Source organism: Streptomyces sp. NPDC090741, assembly GCF_044769045.1.
Lineage (GTDB): Bacteria > Actinomycetota > Actinomycetes > Streptomycetales > Streptomycetaceae > Streptomyces.
Window position 1 is genome coordinate 598,656 of record NZ_JBIVXF010000002.1, and the last position, 18,808, is coordinate 617,463.

At 72.7% G+C, this 18,808-nt stretch carries 12 protein-coding genes; 5 read left to right on the plus strand and 7 right to left on the minus strand.

What is annotated here, in order from left to right; translation table 11 throughout:
- Positions 1-19: 19 nt before the first annotated feature.
- The 6 genes from ACIQU4_RS07835 to ACIQU4_RS07860 all read right to left on the minus strand — a co-directional run bounded on the left by ACIQU4_RS07835 (position 20) and on the right by ACIQU4_RS07860 (position 12,253).
- Positions 20-4,270, minus strand: a complete 4,251-nt coding sequence (locus tag ACIQU4_RS07835; RefSeq protein ID WP_403727728.1) for a molybdopterin-dependent oxidoreductase — start codon at positions 4,268-4,270, stop codon at positions 20-22.
- A 227-nt stretch (positions 4,271-4,497) separates the two neighbouring features.
- A complete protein-coding gene (locus ACIQU4_RS07840; protein ID WP_403727160.1) occupies positions 4,498-5,646 on the minus strand; it encodes a substrate-binding domain-containing protein in 1,149 nt (382 codons plus the stop codon).
- Between the two features lie 17 nt (positions 5,647-5,663).
- Positions 5,664-6,734: an ABC transporter permease gene (locus ACIQU4_RS07845; protein WP_403727162.1), complete on the minus strand. Its 1,071-nt coding sequence runs from the start codon at positions 6,732-6,734 to the stop codon at positions 5,664-5,666.
- Complete coding sequence (locus ACIQU4_RS07850) at positions 6,731-8,311, minus strand: sugar ABC transporter ATP-binding protein (protein WP_403727163.1); 1,581 nt, start codon at positions 8,309-8,311, stop codon at positions 6,731-6,733. The genes ACIQU4_RS07845 and ACIQU4_RS07850 overlap by 4 nt, the downstream gene beginning before the upstream one ends.
- 113 nt (positions 8,312-8,424) lie before the next feature.
- Positions 8,425-11,217: a SpoIIE family protein phosphatase gene (locus ACIQU4_RS07855; RefSeq protein ID WP_403727165.1), complete on the minus strand. Its 2,793-nt coding sequence runs from the start codon at positions 11,215-11,217 to the stop codon at positions 8,425-8,427.
- Between the two features lie 106 nt (positions 11,218-11,323).
- Complete coding sequence (locus ACIQU4_RS07860) at positions 11,324-12,253, minus strand: cyclase family protein (RefSeq protein WP_403727166.1); 930 nt, start codon at positions 12,251-12,253, stop codon at positions 11,324-11,326.
- 281 nt (positions 12,254-12,534) lie between these two features.
- On the opposite strand from ACIQU4_RS07860, the gene ACIQU4_RS07865 reads away from it, so the two are divergent.
- The 4 genes from ACIQU4_RS07865 to ACIQU4_RS07880 all read left to right on the plus strand — a co-directional run bounded on the left by ACIQU4_RS07865 (position 12,535) and on the right by ACIQU4_RS07880 (position 17,473).
- Positions 12,535-13,554: a PP2C family protein-serine/threonine phosphatase gene (locus ACIQU4_RS07865; RefSeq protein ID WP_403727168.1), complete on the plus strand. Its 1,020-nt coding sequence runs from the start codon at positions 12,535-12,537 to the stop codon at positions 13,552-13,554.
- Between the two features lie 258 nt (positions 13,555-13,812).
- Positions 13,813-15,225: a family 2B encapsulin nanocompartment shell protein gene (locus ACIQU4_RS07870; protein ID WP_403727170.1), complete on the plus strand. Its 1,413-nt coding sequence runs from the start codon at positions 13,813-13,815 to the stop codon at positions 15,223-15,225.
- 68 nt (positions 15,226-15,293) lie between these two features.
- The gene (locus tag ACIQU4_RS07875) at positions 15,294-16,553 is read left to right on the plus strand and encodes a family 2 encapsulin nanocompartment cargo protein terpene cyclase (protein ID WP_403727172.1); all 1,260 of its coding nucleotides are present in this window, start codon (positions 15,294-15,296) and stop codon (positions 16,551-16,553) included.
- 14 nt (positions 16,554-16,567) lie between these two features.
- Positions 16,568-17,473, plus strand: a complete 906-nt coding sequence (locus ACIQU4_RS07880) for a geranyl diphosphate 2-C-methyltransferase (protein ID WP_403727174.1) — start codon at positions 16,568-16,570, stop codon at positions 17,471-17,473.
- Between the two features lie 32 nt (positions 17,474-17,505).
- On the opposite strand, the gene ACIQU4_RS07885 is transcribed toward ACIQU4_RS07880, so the two are convergent.
- Positions 17,506-17,721, minus strand: a complete 216-nt coding sequence (locus ACIQU4_RS07885; RefSeq protein WP_385588577.1) for a hypothetical protein — start codon at positions 17,719-17,721, stop codon at positions 17,506-17,508.
- A gap of 231 nt (positions 17,722-17,952) precedes the next feature.
- Between ACIQU4_RS07885 and ACIQU4_RS07890 the strand changes: the two genes are divergently transcribed.
- Positions 17,953-18,762 (plus strand): peptidoglycan recognition family protein, encoded by an 810-nt coding sequence (locus ACIQU4_RS07890; RefSeq protein WP_403727175.1) that lies wholly within the window; start codon positions 17,953-17,955, stop codon positions 18,760-18,762.
- Positions 18,763-18,808: the final 46 nt, after the last annotated feature.

Below are 18,808 nucleotides of genomic sequence, written 5' to 3' on the forward strand. Positions count from 1 at the left end.
CGCCCGGCAGCGGAGCCCGTCAGTACACGTCGCGGGCGTACCGCTTCTCGGCGGAAAGCTGCTTCAGGTACGCGGCGGCCTCGTCCTCGGTCAGGCCGCCGTGGGCCACGGCGATGTCGCGCAGCGCCCGGTCCACGTCCTTGGCCATCCGGCTCGCGTCACCGCACACGTAGAAATGGGCGCCCTCCTGCAGCCAGGACCACAACTGGGCGCCCTGTTCGCGCATCCGGTCCTGGACGTAGACCTTGGCCCGCTGGTCACGGGAGAAGGCCAGGTCCAGACGGCTGAGCGTGCCGTGCCGGTGCAGTTCCTCCAGCTCCTCGCGGTAATAGAAATCGGTGGCCCGGCGCTGCTCGCCGAAGAACAACCAGTTCCCGCCGTGGTGGCCGAGGGCGCGGCGGTGTTCCAGGAAGCCCATGAACGGGGCGATCCCGGTGCCCGGGCCGACCATGACGGCCGGTGTCTCGGGTCCTGCGGGCGGACGGAAGTGCGCCGAGCGCTGGACGAACAGCGGTACGGGGCTGCCCGGTTCGCAGTCGGCGAGGAAGGCGGAGGCCACGCCCTTGCGGTGGTGGCGGCGTGGACCCTCGTAGCGCAGGACCGAGACGGTGAGGCTGACCTCGCGCGGGTCGACGAGAGGGCTGGAGGATATGGAGTACAGGCGCGGCTGGAGCCGCTTGAGGCGTTCGGCCCACTCCTGGGCGCTCAGCCGGACCGGGAACTCGGCCAGGATGTCCACGGGTTGGCGTCCCCACGTCCAGCGGGCGAGGCCGTCCCTGTTCTCGGGGCGCGTCAGCTGCCGGAGCCTGCGGTCGCCGGTGTGCTCGGTGATGAAGCGCAGCAGGTCGGGCGTGACACGGGTGATGTCCAGGTGCCGGCGCAGCGCCCGGGCGAAGGGCATGGGCTGGTCGTGTCCGGGTACGGCGACCTCGGCATCGGCGGCCAGGCCGGTGGCGGCCAGCCATTCCGTCACCAGCTCGGGGCAGTTGACCGGCTGGATGCCGAGGGCATCGCCCGCCTCGTACGCCGGGCCGTCCTCGCCGAGGCCGAAGGTGAACCGCCTGACCTCCTTGGTGGCGCCGGCCAGACTCAGCAGCCGGTTCCCGGACAGCCGGGCGGTGTGCCGGGCGGCGGCCCTGCCCGGGGCCGCAGCGGGCCGGGGCGGCTCGGCGGCTGCCACCGGGGGCGCGGCGCCGGCCGCCAGGGCACTGCGTACCTGCCCCAGCCAACGGCCGGCGGACTCCTCGTCATCGGGCTCGCAGTCCACGCGCGGCAGGAGTCGCCGGGCTCCGAGCTCTTCGAGGCGCCGGTCGAGCCGGCGGCCGTGGCCGCAGAAGGAGTCGTAGGAGGAGTCCCCGAGGGCGAGCACCGCGTACCGGACGTCCTCCAGCCGGGGCGCGTCGGCCGCGCTGAGCGCCTCCCAGAACGCGGCTCCGTTGTCCGGGGCGTCGCCGTCGCCGAAGGTGCTCGTGACGACCAGCAGATCCGTGCCCGGCCCGAGGGAGGCGGGAAGCCGGTCGGCCATGCTGTGCACGGCCGCCGCGGAGCCGTCCTGGGCCAGCGCTGCGCCGACGGTCGCGGCGAGGGCCTCGGCGTTGCCCGTCTGGGAGGCCCACAGGACCATGGTCTGCCGGGTCGGCGTACCCGCAGTGGCGGGGTCCGGTGCCGGAGCGGAGGACGGCGCCGCGGCCGGAGCAGCGGACGCGGGCACCGAGGCGAGGGCCGTCGCCGTACGGGAGTACGTGCCGGCGAGCACCCCGTCGACCCAGAGCGAGTGCCCTTCCTCGAAGGGGGCGCCGGCGGGAAGGAGCGGGACGTCCGTACCGGGCGGTGTGGAGGCGAGCCCGGCGAGGAATCCCGCGAGGTACTGGCGCTCCCGGTCGGAGAGGGCGGGCGGCGTGTGCCCGTCCAGCCCGAACAGGGAGGTGAGGGCGGGGACCGCGGTCGCCGGCCGGCCGGTCACCTGGTGCATCAGCGCCGTCGTGGTACGGCCGGGTCCGGTCCCCTCGGCCGCGGCGGCGCCGGACCCGCCCAAGGCTTCGGTGGAGGGCGCGGCCGCGGGAACCGGTACCCGGGTCCTGGCCAGCGTCACGGCGCACACCTTGAACTCGGGCTGGAAGGAAAGGGGGTCGACGGCGTCGCTGGTGACCGCGTTGACGCTGAGGTACTCGCCGAACAGGTCGTTCCAGTGGAACGGGGCGAAGCAGTTCCCGGGCCGCACCCGGTCGGTGACGACGGCCGGCAGGACCGCCCGGCCGCGCCGCGAGGCCACCTCCACCCCGTCGCCCTCCGCGATGCCGAGGGCGGCCGCGTCCTGCGGGTGGATCTCCACGAACGGGCCCGGGTTGAGTTTGTTCAGCTTGGCGACCCTGCCCGTCTTGGTCAAGGTGTGCCACTGGTGCTGGAGGCGCCCGGTATTCAGGACGAACGGGTAGTCGTCATCGGGGAGTTCGGCGGCCGGGAGGTGCGGGCGGGCGAAGAAGGAGGCCCGCCCGGAGGCGGTGGGGAAGGCCAGGCGCGGACGGCTGCCGTCCGGGTGCTCGACCGGGGTCTGGCTGACGCCGTCGTTGAGGTACCGGACCGGGTTGCGGTCCGGTCCGCCCGGGGCGGCCGGCCACTGCACCGGCCCGCCGCGCAGCCGCTCGTACGAGACGCCCCGCAGGTCCCAGCCGGTCGTGGGGTTCCAGGCCCGCCGCAGCTCCTCGAAGACCTCCTCGGAGCTGCGGTACGTGAACGCCTCGGCGAATCCCATCTCGCAGGCCACGCGGGCGATCAACTGCCAGTCGGGCAGGGCCTGTCCTGGCGGGTCGACGGCGCCCCGGACCAGGGTGAGGTTGCGCTCGGAATTGACCATCACGCCGTCCGCCTCGGCCCAGAGGGTGGCGGGGAGCACGATGTCGGCGTAGGCGTTGGTCTCGGTCTCCGCGAACACGTCCTGGGTGATGACGAGTTCGGCGGTCTCCAAGGCCTTGATGACGGTACTGCGGTTGGCGACGGAGGCGACCGGGTTGGTGCAGATGATCCAGCACGCCCGTATCTCGCCGGCCGCCATCTTCTCGAACATCTCGACGGTGCCGCGCCCGACGTCCGTACGCAGGGTGCCCTGCGGCAGACCCCACAGCTCCTCGGTGAAGCGCCGGTCCCCGTCGACGAGGACCGACCGCTGGCCGGGCAGGCCCGGTCCCATGTAGCCCATCTCCCGGCCGCCCATGGCATTGGGCTGGCCGGTCAGGGAGAAGGGGCCGCTGCCGGGGCGGCAGATCGCCCCGGTGGCCAGGTGCAGGTTGACCAGGGCGTTGGTGTTCCAGGTGCCGTGGGTGGACTGGTTGAGGCCCATGGTCCAGCAGCTCATCCACTCGTCCGCCTCGCCGATCCAGCGGGCGGCCAGCCGGATGTCCGCCTCCGGTATCCCGGTGATCTCGGCGACCGCAGCGGGCGGGTAGTCCCGCAGGAAGGCGGGCATGTCCTCCCAGCCCTCGGTGTGCTCGGCGATGAAGGCCGGGTCGGTCCGGCCGCCCTCGACCAGCAGGTGCAGCAGCCCGTTGAGGAGGGCGAGGTCGGTGCCCGGCCGTATCTGCAGGAACAGGTCCGCCTTGTCGGCGGTGGCGCTCCGCCGGGGGTCGACGACGATCAGCTTGGCGCCGGCGGATTTGACCCGGTCCATCATCCGCAGGAAGAGGATGGGGTGGCAGTCGGCCATGTTGGCGCCGATCACGAAGAAGGCATCGGCCCGTTCGAAGTCCTCGTACGAGCCGGGCGGCCCGTCGGCGCCCAGCGAGAGCTTGTAGCCGGTGCCGGCGCTCGCCATGCACAGCCGGGAGTTCGACTCGATCTGGTTCGTGCGCAGGAACCCCTTGGCCAGCTTGTTGGCCAGGTACTGGGCCTCCAGGGACATCTGGCCGGAGACGTACAGGCTCAGCGCGTCGGGGCCGTGCGCGTCGAGGACGGCCCGCAGCCGCTGGGCCGTCCGGGTGATGGCCGCGTCCACGGCCACGGCGGCGGGCTCGGTCCCCCGCTCTTCGCGGACCAGGGCGGTCCCGAGCCGGCCGGGCGCGGCCAGCAGGTCCGCGTGGGTGGCGCCCTTGGTGCACAGCCGCCCGGCGTTGGCCGGGTGCTGTTTGTCGCCGACCGTCTTGGCCACCGTACGGCGGCCGTCGGCGCCCCGGGCGATGTCCAGCACGATCCCGCAGCCGACGCCGCAGTACGAGCAGACCGTCCGTACGGATCCGGTGGCCGCGTCCCCTGCGGCCGGGACCGCCGCTTCCCGTATGCGCCGGTTCGCCGCTTGCGCCTCGGACACGGGAGACCTCCTCGGAGAACACCGGCCGACCCCCAGAACCCCGGGCGCCGCGGCCGTGTGCAGGTCGATCCCGTGGCGCCCAACGTAGGAAATCCCTGTTGCGCCCATGTGACGGGCGGTGCCGCCCCGGGGTTACAAGCGGCTGCGCGGGCGCCCCCACCGGCCGTGAGGCGCGCGTCCACGTAAACACGACCGGGTCAGCCGTGCCAGATCTTCTCGTACGCTTCCTGGTAGCCCTCGGGGTCCCAGGAGGTCACCCCGGCGCTGTTCTCGGCGGTCGCGATGTGGACGGGAGCCACGTATCCGCTGGCCGGCTGCCCGGCGAACGCGCGGTTGAACTCGTCGACGATCTGCCAGCCCTGCTGCGAGAGCGGCTCCGGGACGGTGGCGGCCTGGTACTGCTCGCTGTTGATGCGCCGGAAGGCGGACGGGTCCCCGTCCCCGGCGCCGATGTTGAAGGGCGGCCCGGCGCCGGGCTTGCCGGCGGCGCGGAAGGCGGGCGCGGCATCGTCGAAGTAGAGGTCGTTGATGGCGACGGAGTACGTCCACCGCTTCTGGAACCGGGACAGCAGCGAGGCGACCTCCTGGGGGGTGCGCCGGCTCGCGTCCGGGATCGGGATGTTCTTGTGGGCCAGGAGCTCGGCGCCCGGGCAGGCGGCGAGCCGCTGCTCGATCAGCTTGGACTTCGTACCGGCGAACGGGATCGAGTCGTCGGTGAACACGACGACCCCGGCGGCCCCGCCGGACCGGGCGATGACCCAGTCCGCACTGGCCTTCGCCACCTCCTCCACCTTCGTCGTGACGTTGGTGAAGAGCCGGGGGTTCGTGCTCGGGCCGGGGGCGCTGACCGCGTGCCAGCCGATGAGCGGGATGCCCGCGGCCTCGGCCCGCGCCACCTGCTGCGAGGTCAGCCGGGGATCGAAGCCGCCGATGACGATGCCCGAGGGTTTGAGGGTGATCGCCTGGCTGAGCGCCGCCTGGATGCCGGCCGGGGTGCCCTCCCCGTCGATCACCCGGACGGTCCAGCCGATGGCCTGCGCGGCCTCCCGTACGCCCTTCGCGACTCCCGCGACGCCCGGGTTGGTCATGGTCTGCGCGACGTAGACGAGGGTCTTGCCGGGGACCGCCGCGGGACCGGTGGTGGGGCCGTTCCACGCGGTGTCGGTGCTCTCGGCCCGCTGGACGGCCGCCTTGGCCTCCTGGAGGACGGCCGGGCAGCCGGCGGCGGACGGGCCGGTGGCGTTCGGCGAGCCGCCGCCCCCGCACCCGGCGACGGCGGTGGCGGCCGCGGCCAGCAGGGCGGCGGCCGCGAGGGCGGTCCTGCGGTTCGGGTACTTCGGGTACACAGTGCTCCTGGGCTGGTTTAGGGGGTGGCGGTGGCGATGCCGGTGTCGTCGTCCGCCGTCGCGATGGCGTCGGTACGCAGCCGCCGCCGGGCCGAGTAGCCGGCCAGGCCGACCGCGATGAGCAGCGTGCAGCCGTTGAACAGCGGGGTGGCCCAGAACTGGGCGCCGAGCTGGCCGATCCCGGCGAGCCCGACGGCCAGTACGGTCACGGCCACGAGGGTGCCGATGGCGTTGGCCCGGCCCGGCCTGATCGCGGTGGAGCCGAGCAGGGCTCCGACGAACGCGGGCAGCAGGTAGTCCAGGCCGACGCTCGGGTTGCCGATCTGCTGCTGCGCGGCGAGCAGCACGCCGGCGAACCCGACGACCGTGCTGGAGCAGGCGAAGGCGTAGACGCAGTACCGGTGGGTGGGGATGCCGAGGATCTCGGCGGCGCGGGGGTTGGAGCCGATGACGTACAGGTACCGGCCGAAGGGCAGCCGCTCCAGCACCAGCCAGAGGACGATGACGAGGCCGAGGACGTAGAAGGCGGGGACCGGCAGGCCGAGGAACCGGGCGTCGTAGATGTCGGTGAAGGCGGCCGGAAGACCCTCGGGACCGGGAACGATCCGGCCCCCGTCGGTGATCCAGCCGGTGACGGCGTACATGATGCTGCCGGTGCCGAGCGTGGCGATGAAGGCGTCGATGCGGGCGAACTCGACGATGACCCCGTTCACGGCGCCGGCCAGCGTCCCTCCGGCGACGACCGTGAGGCAGGCGAGCGGCCAGGGCCAGCCCTTCTCGACGATGAGGAAGAGCACCATGACGTGGGCCAGGCCCAGGCCGTAGCCGATGGACAGGTCGAACTTGCCGCTCGCGATGGGGACCGTCACGCCGAGCGCCAGGATGGCCGGGATCGACTGGTTGGAAAGGATCGAGGAGACGTTGTCCAGCGTGGGGAAGGTGTCCGGCAGGAGGACGGAGAAGAGCAGGAACAGCAGGACGGTCAGGGCCAGCAGGCCGTACGTGCCGATGAAGTGGCCGTGGCCGCGCCAATGCCCGTGCCCGCGCCGCTGGGCCGGAGGCGTGGGGCGGGACGAGGGCGGACTCACCGGCCCTCCGGGCTTCCGGTGATCGCGGGCAGGGCCGAGGCGGTGCGGGTGAGTTCGGTGACGTTCAGCGCTTCCCCCGCGAGCTCGGCCACCACGGTCCCGCGCCCGAACACCAGCGCGCGGTGGCACACGTCGGCGATCTCCTCGAAATCGCTGGAGATGAGCAGGACCGCCAGCCCGGCGCCCAGCGCTTCGTCGAGGAGCCGGTGGATCGACGCCTTGGCACCGACGTCCACACCGGCCGTCGGCTCTTCGAGGATCAGCAGGCGCAGACCGCCCCGGAGGCGGCGCCCGACCATGACCTTCTGCTGGTTGCCGCCGGACAGGGTGGCGATCGGCACCTCGCTGTCGGGGGGGAGTACGGAGAACCGCTCGATCAGGGCGGCGGCCTCGGCGCGCTCGCGCCGCGGAGCGACCCAGTGCCAGCTCGGCACTCCGGCTGCCCGGGGATTGGCCAGGAAGTTCTCCCGTACCGTCAGTTCCGCGGCGCAGCCCTCCTCCTGCCGGTTGCCGGCGACGAAGCCGACCCCGCCACCGAGGGCGGCGGCGACCGTACGGGGGTGGTACGGGCGGCCGTCGAGCAGCGCCCGCCCGCCGATCGGCGGCAGCGCGCCGGCGAGGGCGCGGCCGAGGTGCATGTGGCCGGCGCCGGTCAGGCCGACCATGCCGAGGATCTCGCCCTCGCGCAGCTCCAGGCTGACGGGTCCGGTGCGTTCCGTCGTCACGCCGTCGAGGCGCAGCACGGGCGGGCGGCCGGCGGATGCCGCCGCGGGGGCTGCGGCGGGGGGCGGGGGCCCGGCCGGTTCGTGGCCCACGATGTCGCGGACCAGCCGGTCCGGGCCGTACGCGGCGAGGGGCCCCTGGCTGACGAGCCGGCCGTCGCGCAGGACGGCGAAGGAGTCGGCGACCTCGTACACCTCGTCGAGCCGGTGGCTGACGTAGAGGATGCCGTGCCCCCGGTCGCGCAGGGCGTGCAGGACGTCGAAGAGGCGCGCGCAGTCCGCGGCGGGGAGGGTGGCGGTCGGCTCGTCGAGGACGAAGAGCTCCGCCCGCCTCGCCAGGCCGCGGGCGATCGCGACCAGTGAGCGTTCGGCGGGAGCGAGGTCGGCGATCCGGGCGTCGGCGTCCAGGTGCCCGGCGACGGTGCCCAGCGCCTCGGCGCAGCGCTCCCGGGTCCGCCGCCAGGAGATCAGGCCGTGGCGGCGCGGGTATCCGGTGCCCAGGGCGATGTTCTCGGCGACGGTCATCCATTCGACCAGGCCGAGATCCTGGTGGATGAATGACATGCTGCGCGAGGCCGCTTCGGAGCCGAGCGGGTGCCCGGCCACGCTCACCTCTCCCTCGTCGGCGCGGTGGACCCCGGCGAGCACCTTGATGAGGGTGGACTTCCCGGCGCCGTTGGGGCCGAGGAGGGCGAGGACGCTGCCGCGGTGGACGTCGAGGCTGACCGCGTCCAGGGCGACGGTGCCGCCGAACCGCTTGCCGAGACCGCGCATCCGGACGAGGGGTTCTGCGCCGGAGCGCGAGCGCGAGGGCGGGGGCGTGGGGGTGACGGGAGTGGCGGGAGTGTCATGCACGGACTTCTCCGGGGCCGCCTGGGGAGGTGGTGCTGCGGGAGATACAGCGCGAAGCGGTGAGGACACCCGTGATGCTACTGCCGGCTATGGAGATATGGGCGATTTGTCGGCCTTCAGGCCGCGTCCAGGGCGCATTCGGCCCAGATGACCTTGCCGTGCGTGGTGTACCGGGTGCCCCACGCGTGGGCGAGCTGCGCGACGAGGAAGAGGCCGCGGCCACCCTCCTCCGTGGTGGCCGCCCGCCGCAGGTGCGGGGCGGTGCTGCTGCCGTCGGAGACCTCGCAGATCAGCGAGCGGTCGTGGACCAGGCGTACCTGGATGGGCTCGGTGCCGTAGCGGACCGCGTTGGTGACCAGCTCGCTCAGCATGAGCTCGGCGGCGAACGCCAGCTCGTCCAGCCCCCAGTCGGCGAGCTGGCGGGTGGCGGCGGCGCGGACGCCGGCGACCAGGGACGGGTCCGCGGAGACGTTCCACGTGGCGATCCGGTCGGCGGGCACGGTACGGGTGCGGGCGACGAGCAGCGCGATGTCGTCGGCGCGATGCTCGGGTGCGACGGCGTCGATGACCGCCTGGCAGGTGTCCTCGGGCGAGCGGTCCGGCCGGGCCAGGGCGTGGCTCAGCTGGTCGAGGGCCACGTCGAGGTCACGTTCGCGGTCCTCGATCAGCCCGTCCGTGTACAGGACCAGCGTGCTGCCCTCGGGGAGCTCGATCTCCGCCGTCTCGAAGGGCAGGCCACCCAGGCCCAGCGGAGGTCCGGCGGGCAGCTCGGGGAACGTCACCCGGCCGCCCGGGTGGACGAGCGCGGGCGGGGGGTGCCCGGCGCGGGCCATGCTGCACAGTCGCGTCGTGGGGTCGTAGACGGCGTAGAGGCAGGTGGCGCCGACGATGCCGGTGCTGCCGGAGTCGTTGTCGCCGCCCTCCTCCCGGTCCAGGCGCACCAGGAGGTTGTCCAGGTGCGTGAGGAGCTCGTCGGGGGCGAGTTCCAGCTCGGCGAAGTTGCGGGCGGCCGTACGCAGCCGGCCCATGGTGGCGGCGGCGTGCAGGCCGTGGCCGACGACGTCCCCCACGAGGAGGGCGACGCGGGTGCCGGAGAGCGGGATGACATCGAACCAGTCGCCGCCCACCCCGGATTCGGCGGGCAGGTAGCGGTGCGCGACCTCGACGGCGCCCTGCTCGGGCACGCCGTGCGGAAGCAGGCTCTCCTGCAGGGCCAGGGCCAGGGTGTGCTCGCGGGTGTAGCGGCGTGCGTTGTCGATGCAGAGCGCGGCGCGGGCCGCGAGCTCCTGGGCCAGCCAGCTGTCGTCCTCCCCGAACGGGGCGGGGTCCTCGGAGCGGTAGAAGCTGGCGATGCCCAGCAGGACGCCGCGGGCGAGAAGGGGAACGGAGATGAGGGAGTGCACGCCGCGGGCGAGGATCCCCCGCGCGTGCTCGGGCTCCTGGTCGATCCAGCCGATGGCCTCCCTGAGGTCGGGCGCCAGCACCGGCTGCCCACTGTCCAGGCACCGCATGTGGGGGGTGCCGGAGCGCAACTCCACCCGGCCGACGGGGTAGAAGGGGCAGTCCTCGCGTATGCCGTGGACCACCGCGCGGTGCAGCTCGCTCCGGGGATCGGCGGATTCCTCGCCGCGCAGCACCGCCTCCGGCACGTCGATGGTGACGTAGTCGGCCAGGCGCGGGACCGCCGTCTCGGCGAGTTCCCAGGCGGTGCGGGTCACGTCCAGTGTGGTGCCGATACGGGTGCTGGCCTCGGCCAGCAGCTCCAGGCGGCGGCGCGCCGCGACGGCGTACTTGCCGACTTCCGGCTCGCCCACCAGCACCAGTCCCCTGACCTTGCCGGGGGCGGGTGCGCCGGGCGCGGGCGGGTACGCCTCGGACGGGCCGGGAGGCGTTTCGTGCGGTGCTCCGTGCGCTTCGTGGGGTGCTCCGTGCGGTGCTCCGTGCGCTCCGTACGGCGGTTCCGCGCCGGTCGCGACGCAGAGGTGGTGCGCGGGCGGCGGCTCGCCGGTGAACACGGCCTCCACGACGACGCCCTCCACCCCGGAGAGGCTCGTGACCGGGCTGCTCATCAGCGTGACCCCCCGCCCGTGGGGCAGGAACACCTCGACGGCGGCCCGTCGGGTCGAGGAGATGAGCTCCGTGGCCTTCTCCTTGAGGATCATCTGATCGTGCAGGTCCAGCCCGCTGTCGCCGAGCTCCTCCAGCCCGATCATCGGACCTTCCCCGGGACCCGCGCCGTTTCCGGCCAGGTGGCCGGCGTCGAGGTACGCACGCAGCAGCGCGCGCTCCCGCGCCGAACGCTGCTCCATCAGCCGCCGCTCGATGGATTCCGCGGCCCGGCGGACCAGGACGGGCAGCGACGGGTGTTCGTAGCCGTGCGGGTACCCGAAGCAGAGCACGCCGACGATGTGCCCGCTCAGGTGGTCGCGGATCGGGATCGCGGAACAGGCGTTCGACTGGGAGCGCTCGGCGAAGTGCTCCGCCCCGTAGACCTGGACCAGGTGCCGTTCGGCGAGCGCGAGACCGATGCCGTTGGTCCCCGCGAACCGCTCGGCGAAGACGAAGCCGGGGACGCTCTGGATGGGGGGCAGGCTCCGGGCCAGGGTGGGTTCCCCGAAGCGGCGCTGGAGCACCGTCCCGTTCCCGTCGGCGAGGGAGACGTTCATCTGGCTGCCTGCGAACCGGGACGCCAGTTGGTCGAGCACGGGCTGGGCCGCGTGCACGAGCCTGCTGTCCGGGTCGAAATCGTCCCGGTAGGGGAGGTCCGTCTGGTCCGGCGAGAGTCCGAGGGACTGGCAACGCTGCCACGAGTTCAAGATCGGGCTGCGTACCCCGTCCGCGATCGGCTCGCCCACCAGGAACCGCTCACGGGAGCGTGCGGGGCCGATCTGCTCTCCCGTGGCCCCCATACGCATCACTTCCCCTTACCGAGCGCTCGGCCGCAGCGAGGCGCCACAGCGGAGCGCTTACACCGAGCAAGTGCTTTCCGAGTATATTCCCACCTATTTGTCCGCATCAGAGGATGGCGACCGGATTGACGGGGGAACCCGTCCCGCCGGGCACGTTCAGCGGTGCCACGACGATCATGAACTCGTGGCGCCCCTCCTCGGCGCAGGCGGCCGAGAGCGCCTCCAGGTCCAGGTTGTCCAGCAGCGGCACCCCCATGGCGGCCACGGCGAGGGCGTGGACGGGGGAGTGGACGCCCTCGACCGGTGAGGGGCGCAGGTCGCTGTCCCCGTCGCCGCCGAGCAGGGCGACGGCGCGCTCGGCCAGCAGCGGCACGGCGTCCACGTGGAAGCCCGCGCTCGCGGCGTCGGAGTCCCAGGGACCGAGCTCCCGGCTGCGGCGGAAGCGGCCGGAGCGCAGCAGCACCGCGCATCCCTCGTCGATCGTCACGCCCAGTGCCCGCTCCGCGGCGAGGACGTCCCGCGCGTGGACGGCCTGCCCGGGCTCCAGCCAGTCGACCCCGAGAACGGCCGGCAGGTCCAGGAGCACGCCCTTGGTGACGAGGGGGCCGAGAGCTGCCACCGTACCGAAGCGGGCACCCCCGGCGCCGATGGCCTCCCGCGCCGGGCGGCCCTCGTAGAGTCGCCCCTCGTACGCGACGTGTGACAGCGCGTCCAGGTGGCTCACGGCCTTGCCGTGGTAGTCGACCGCGAGGAAGTCCTTGTACGTGGCGGGCTCCGGGGCCTCCACGTCGCCGAGGTCGGTCATGTAGTGCAGGGCGGGCCTGCGGTTGTCCGGTCCCGGCCGGGTGTCCCAGGGCAGGCCCAGCGGCACCGCAGCTCCGGACCGGACCAGGGCGGCGGCCCGCCGTACGTGGTCCGGGGTGACCCGGTTCCAGGCGCCGCGGTCGGCCGGGGTCCAGCGGCCCCACGTGCGGACCTCGGCGAAGATCGCGTCGAACTCCCGACGGGAGACCCGGCGCTCGGGGCTGCTGCTCATCCGGACTCACCGCTCCCAGGCTCGGCGGGGCCCCGCTCCGGGGGGAGGGCGGGGCCGGGGAACGGGCGCCCCGACGCCCGCACCGCGTCACATGCCCGCAGGCCGCGGGCTCTACGCCTGACGGGCCCCGCACGGGCGAACGGTGGCGGCAAGCGGCTTCGGCGGCGCAGGCTGGATCCATGCGGGTGCCCTTCCGCTCACCTCCTCCACCGGGAGCAGGCGGCCACCACCAGGTCCTTTTCGTAGTCGCGGAGTGTCTGCCCTTCGCGATCGCGCTCTCGGTGCTGACCATCGAATTCACGCCCGCGCACGTGCTGTACACCGGCCCCCTCCTGGTGGCGACGCCGGCGCTGGCCGCGGTGGCGATGGGTCCCAAGGGCACGCTGGTGGCGGTGGCGCTGGCCGTGGCCGTGAGCGTGACCACCGCGACGTACAACGGGGCCTGGGGCAGCCAGCAGGTCTACACCAACTTCCTGGCCCTGTTCCTGGTGTCGCTGGCGAGCCTCGCGACGAGCAGTACCGTCCGCAAGCGGCGGGAGGACGAACTCGAACAGGTCCGCCGGATCGCCGTGGCGGCCCAGGAGGCCGTGCTGCGGCCCGTCCCGGTCCGGCTGGGTGCCCTGCGCGTGGCCGGCATGTACCTGGCGGCCGAGACGGGGGCACAGATCGGCGGCGATCTGTACGAGGCCGTGCAGACGCGGTACGGGGTCCGGGTGATCGTGGGCGACGTCCGGGGCAAGGGCCTGCCGGCCGTACGGGCGGCCGCGGCCGTGCTGGGCGCGTTCCGGGAGGCCGTGCACTACGAGGACGAACTGGTGGGGGTCATAGGCCGCTGCGAGGCGGCACTGCTGCGGGACGCGGCCGTGCCGGGCGTGATCGACCCGGAAGTACTCGTGGAAGGATTCGTCACCGCGCTGGTGGCACAGGTGCCGGACGGGCCCGTCGTCGAGGTGGTCAATCGCGGCCATCCGCCCCCGCTGCTGCTCCGCGACGGAACGGTCCGCGCCCTGGAGCCCGCCTGCCCGCTGCCGCCGCTCGGTCTGGCGGAGTTCATCACCGGGCCTCCCGGTGTGGTGGACAGCTACTCCTTCGCGCCCGGGGACCGTCTGCTCCTCTACACCGACGGCGTCATCGAAGCCCGCAACAGCGCCGGCGACTTCTTCGCCCTGCCCGGGGCGATGGGGGCGGTGGAGGCGGCGCCCGACGCGCACGGGTTCCTGGACCAGCTGCACCGGGCACTGCTCCGGCACACCCGGCACCGCCTGGCGGACGACGCGGCGATGTTCCTCGTCGACCGGTGAGGATCCGTCCGAGGCGGCGTTTGGGGCAGGTGTTCGATCTGGCCTGAATGTTGTCGTACCGCTCCGTAAACGCCGTGCGGGTCAAGATCGCCGTATCGAGGTAATGGCAACGGCTCAAGGGGCTGGTGTGGCGCGCTGACGGTTAGTGTGCTCCCGGATCTGGACGGATTGCCCGGAATTCCGCCCCCTGACTTTCTTCTTCCACCGGTGACGTGTGCGCGTCGCCGGTCACCGTCCCGACGAAGGAGCGCCTGCCCGATGACCGTGGACACCAGCCCGGAGGCGCAGCTCGAACCGCCCCGGCAGACCAGCCTGGGCACGGCGGCTGCCCGCAACCTCGCCACCACCACCAAGTCCGCACCGCAGATGCAGGAGATCACCTCCCGCTGGCTGCTGAAGATGCTCCCCTGGGTGGAGACCAAGGGCGGCACCTACCGGGTGAACCGCCGGCTGACCTACACCGTCGGCGACGGCCGCATCGAATTCGTCCAGGACGGCGCCCACGTCCGGGTGATCCCCCGTGAGCTCGGCGAACTCGCCATGCTGCGCGGCTTCGACGACCTGGAGGTGCTGACCGCGCTCGCCGCCCGGTGCGTCCAGCGCGACTTCCGTGCCGGTGAGGTGCTCGTCGAGCGCGGCACCCCGGCCAACGACATCCACCTGATCGCCCACGGCCGGATCAACCAGACCTCCGTCGGCAAGTACGGCGACGAGGTCGCGGTCGCCGTACTCGCGGACGGCGACCGGTTCGGCGACAACGCCCTGCTCGACGGCGCCGGCGGCTGGGACTACACCGCGACCGCCGCCACCGCGGGCACCCTGCTCACCCTGTCCCGCTCCGACTTCGCCGCCGTACTGTCCTCGGCGCCGCATCTCCAGGACCACGTCCAGCAGTTCGGCTCGCTGCCGCACCAGCGGCAGAACAAGCACGGCGAGGCCGAGATCGCCATGTCCGCCGGCCACACCGGCGAGGCCGAACTGCCCGGCGCCTTCGTCGACTACGAGCTCAACCCGCGCGAGTACGAACTCTCCATCGCGCAGACCGTCCTGCGGGTGCACACGAGGGTCGCCGACCTCTACAACGAGCCGATGAACCAGACCGAGGAGCAGCTCAGGCTCACCATCGAGGCGTTGCGCGAACGCCAGGAGCACGAGCTGGTCAACAACCGGGAGTTCGGTCTGCTCCACAACGCCGCCTTCAAGCAGCGGATCCAGACCCACTCCGGCCCGCCCACCCCGGACGACCTCGACGAGCTGCTCTGCCGCCGCCGCGGCACCAAGCTCTTCCTCGCCCACCCCAAGACGATCGCGGCGATCGGGCGCGAGTTCAACGCCCGCGGGCTCTACCCGGACCACGTCGACCTCGGCGGACAGCAGGTCCCGGCCTGGCGCGGAGTCCCGATCCTGCCGTGCAACAAGATCCCCATCAGCAAGGAGAACACCAGCTCGATCCTCGCGATGCGTACCGGCGAGGACAACCAGGGCGTCATCGGCCTGCGCCAGACCGGACTGCCGGAGGAGTACGAACCGGGCCTGTCGGTGCGGTTCATGGGCATCGACGAGCGGTCGATCATCTCCTACCTGGTCTCCACCTACTACTCCGCCGCCATCCTGGTGCCCGACGCGCTCGGCGTGCTGGAGAACGTACAGATCGCCCGCAGGCACGACTGACGGGCCGGGCGACCCGGGGCCGCGCCCGGGAACCGGGACAGCCCCACTACCTCACCAAGGAGTTACGGATGCCCGATCCCGGGCCCTCCCCTGTGCAGTCGAGCCTCCCCGCCGCCGCGGCCGCCTTCGGGACGTACGGTCACGGCCGCGGCGTCGAAGCCGTCGGCTGCATCCGGCCCGAGCAACTCGCCGTGCCCGCCCCTGCCGGGCCGCCGGCTCCCGCCGGCGCACCGAGCCCCGCCCTTGAGCGGATCCTGCGCGGCCCCAGCGGTCTGGGGACGGTGGGCCTCCACCTGGCCCGGCACGAGGAGCCGCCGCCGGCCGCGGCGCCGGAGCCGCCCGAGCCGGCGGCGGGCCGTCCGATCCCGGGCCTCTACCACCACCCCGTACCGGAACCCGACCCCGTACGGGTGGAGGAGGTCAGCCGCAGGATCAAGGCGTGGGCGGACGAGGTCGACCTCTACCCGCCGGAGTGGGAGGACCAGTTCGACGGCTTCTCCGTGGGCCGGTACATGGTCGCCTGTCACCCGGACGCCCCCACCATCGAGCACCTGATGCTCGCCACCCGGCTGATGGTCGCCGAGAACGTGGTCGACGACTGCTACTGCGAGGACCACGGAGGCTCGCCCGTCGGCCTCGGCGGACGCCTGCTGCTGGCCCACACCGCGCTCGACCCCCTCCACACCACGACCGAGTACCAGCCGCAGTGGTCGGAGTCCCTGCGGTCGGACGCCCCGCGGCGCGCGTACCGCTCGGCCATGGGGTACCTCCTCCAGGGGGCCACCCCCTCCCAGGCCGACCGGTTCCGGCACGACATGGCCCGGCTGCACATGGGGTACCTCGCCGAGGCGGCCTGGGCCGAGACCGACTACGTCCCGGAGGTGTGGGAGTACCTGGCGATGCGCCAGTTCAACAACTTCCGCCCCTGCCCCACCATCACCGACACCGTCGGCGGCTACGAACTGCCCGCGGACCTGCACGCCCAGCCCGCCATGCAACGGGTCATCGCGCTCGCCGGCAACGCCACGACCATCGTCAACGACCTGTACTCGTACACCAAGGAACTCGCCGTCCCCGGCAAGCACTTGAACCTGCCCGTGGTGATCGCCGAACGCGAGGGCGTCTCCGTCAAGGAGGCCTACCTGAAGGCGGTCGAGGTCCACAACGACCTCATGCAGGCCTTCGAGGCCGCGGCCGCCGACCTGGCCGTCGCCTGCCCCGTCCCGAGCGTGCCGCGCTTCCTGCGCGGCGTGGCCGCCTGGGTCGACGGCAACCACTACTGGCACCAGACCAACACCTACCGCTACAGCCTGCCCGACTTCTGGTAAGGATGGATTTATAAGTGACCAACATCGATCTCACCGTTGCCCCCGCCGCCGCTTCCGCCGCTTCCACCCCTTCGGCGTTCATCCCGGCCCCGGCCACGCCCTACCAGGGCGACATCGCCCGCTACTGGGACCACGAAGCCCGGCCGGTGAACCTGCGTCTCGGCGACGTCGACGGCCTCTACCACCACCACTACGGCATCGGTGACATCAACCGGGCGGCCCTCGGAGACGCCGAGGACAGCGCATACGAGAAGAAGCTGATCGCCGAGCTCCACCGGCTGGAGTCGGCGCAGGCCGACGTCCTCCTGGACCACCTCGGCCGGATCGGGCAGGACGACACGCTCGTGGACGCCGGCTGTGGCCGCGGCGGATCGATGGTCATGGCCCACGAGCGGTTCGGATGCAAGGTCGAGGGCGTGACGCTGTCGGCGAAGCAGGCCGACTTCGCGAACCAGCGCGCCCGCGAGCTCGGCATCGAGGACTCCGTCCGCGCCCGTGTCTGCAACATGCTCAACACGCCGTTCGAGACGGGGCAGGCCGCGGCCTCCTGGAACAACGAGTCGAGCATGTACGTCGACCTGCACGACCTGTTCGCCGAGCACTCCCGCGTCCTGGCCGTCGGCGGCCGGTACGTGACCATCACCGGTTGCTGGAACCCCCGTTACGGCCAGCCCTCGAAGTGGGTCTCCCAGATCAACGCGCACTTCGAGTGCAACATCCACTCCCGCCGGCAGTACATGCGGGCCATGGCCGACAATCGCCTCGTACCGCAGGCCGTCATCGACCTGACCCCCGCGACCCTGCCGTACTGGGAGCTGAGGGCCACCTCCTCGCTCGTCACCGGCATCGAGGAGGCGTTCATCAACTCGTACAAGGACGGCTCGTTCCAGTACCTGCTGATCGCGGCCGACCGCGTCTGAGGGGGCGGCGGGCCCGTGACCCGCGGGCCCGGCTACTCGGAACGACGCTCCATCACCCGTCGGGCCGCCTCGCTCTCGGCGGCCGGGGGTGACAGCTCGTCCAGGGTGTCGATGTCGGTGTCCGTCTCCAGCTCCTCCTCCCAGGCCGCGGCGAGCCGCTCCTGCTCGTCGCGCGGCAGGCCGTCGACGGCCTCGCGGTGTGCCGGGTCGAGGGCGGTCAGAAAGCGGTCGACGGCGTCGAAGGACATCCCGTACTCCTTGGGCGGCTGGATGGCTGGATGGCTGGGCGGGAGGCAGTGTTCCCGGCCCAGGATGTGAGAGACGGCCCGGCCGGGGCCGGGGACGCGGCCCGGGCCGCACCCGGATGGCGGTCCCCGCTCACCCCGTGGCGCCGCCGGGAAGCCGATCATCGGTGTGTCATACGTGCTCCTGCGGACGGGGCCCCTTCAATGGGCAGCCTCCGACCGAAAGGGCACGGCATGACCTCCCCCGCGCAGCACACCCGCCGAGCGGTCGTCACGGGCGCGTTCGCCCTGGCCGCCGGCTCCGCGCTCTCCCTCGTCCCGGCGGGCCGCGCGCACGCCGCGGCAGCTGCCGCGGCCGGACCGGAGATCGTGAGCTGTGCCGGCTGGGGGGCGCGGGCCGCTTCCGAGGCCGTGGTGGTCCTGGCCAACCGCCCGGAGCGGATCATCGTCCACCACACGGCGACGCTCAACGTGACCGACTACTCGCAGCAGCGCGCGTACGCCCTGGCCCGGGCGATCCAGACGTACCACATGGACGCCCAGGGCTGGATCGACACCGGTCAGCACTTCACGGTCAGCCGCGGGGCGTTCGTGACGGAGGGCCGCCACAACAGCCTCGCGGAACTGCGCACCGGCAAGCGCCAGGTGCGCGCGGCGCACTGCGTCGGGCAGAACACGGTCTCGATCGGCATCGAGAACGAGGGCACGTACATGACGGAGGAGCCGCCGGCGGCGCAGTTCGCGGCGCTGGCGGACCTGTGCGCCCACATCTGCACCCAGTACGGCCTGCCCGCCTCGGAGATCTACGGCCACCGGGACTTCAACTCCACCTCCTGCCCCGGCGACCGCCTCTACGCCCTGCTGCCGACCCTGCGCAAGCAGGTGGCCATCCGCCTGGGCACCCCCCTGACCGACCCCCAGACGGACCCGATCCAGGACCTGATCCACGAGGCCACCACCCACGCCCTGTCGCCCTTCCCGGAATACCTCCCCGAGCGGCTGCTGCGCCAGGTCGTGTCGTCGAAGTCCCCGGCGGGCGGCTGACGCCGTTCCTGTTCGTGATCCTCGTGACGGCCTCCGGCTCCGCCTC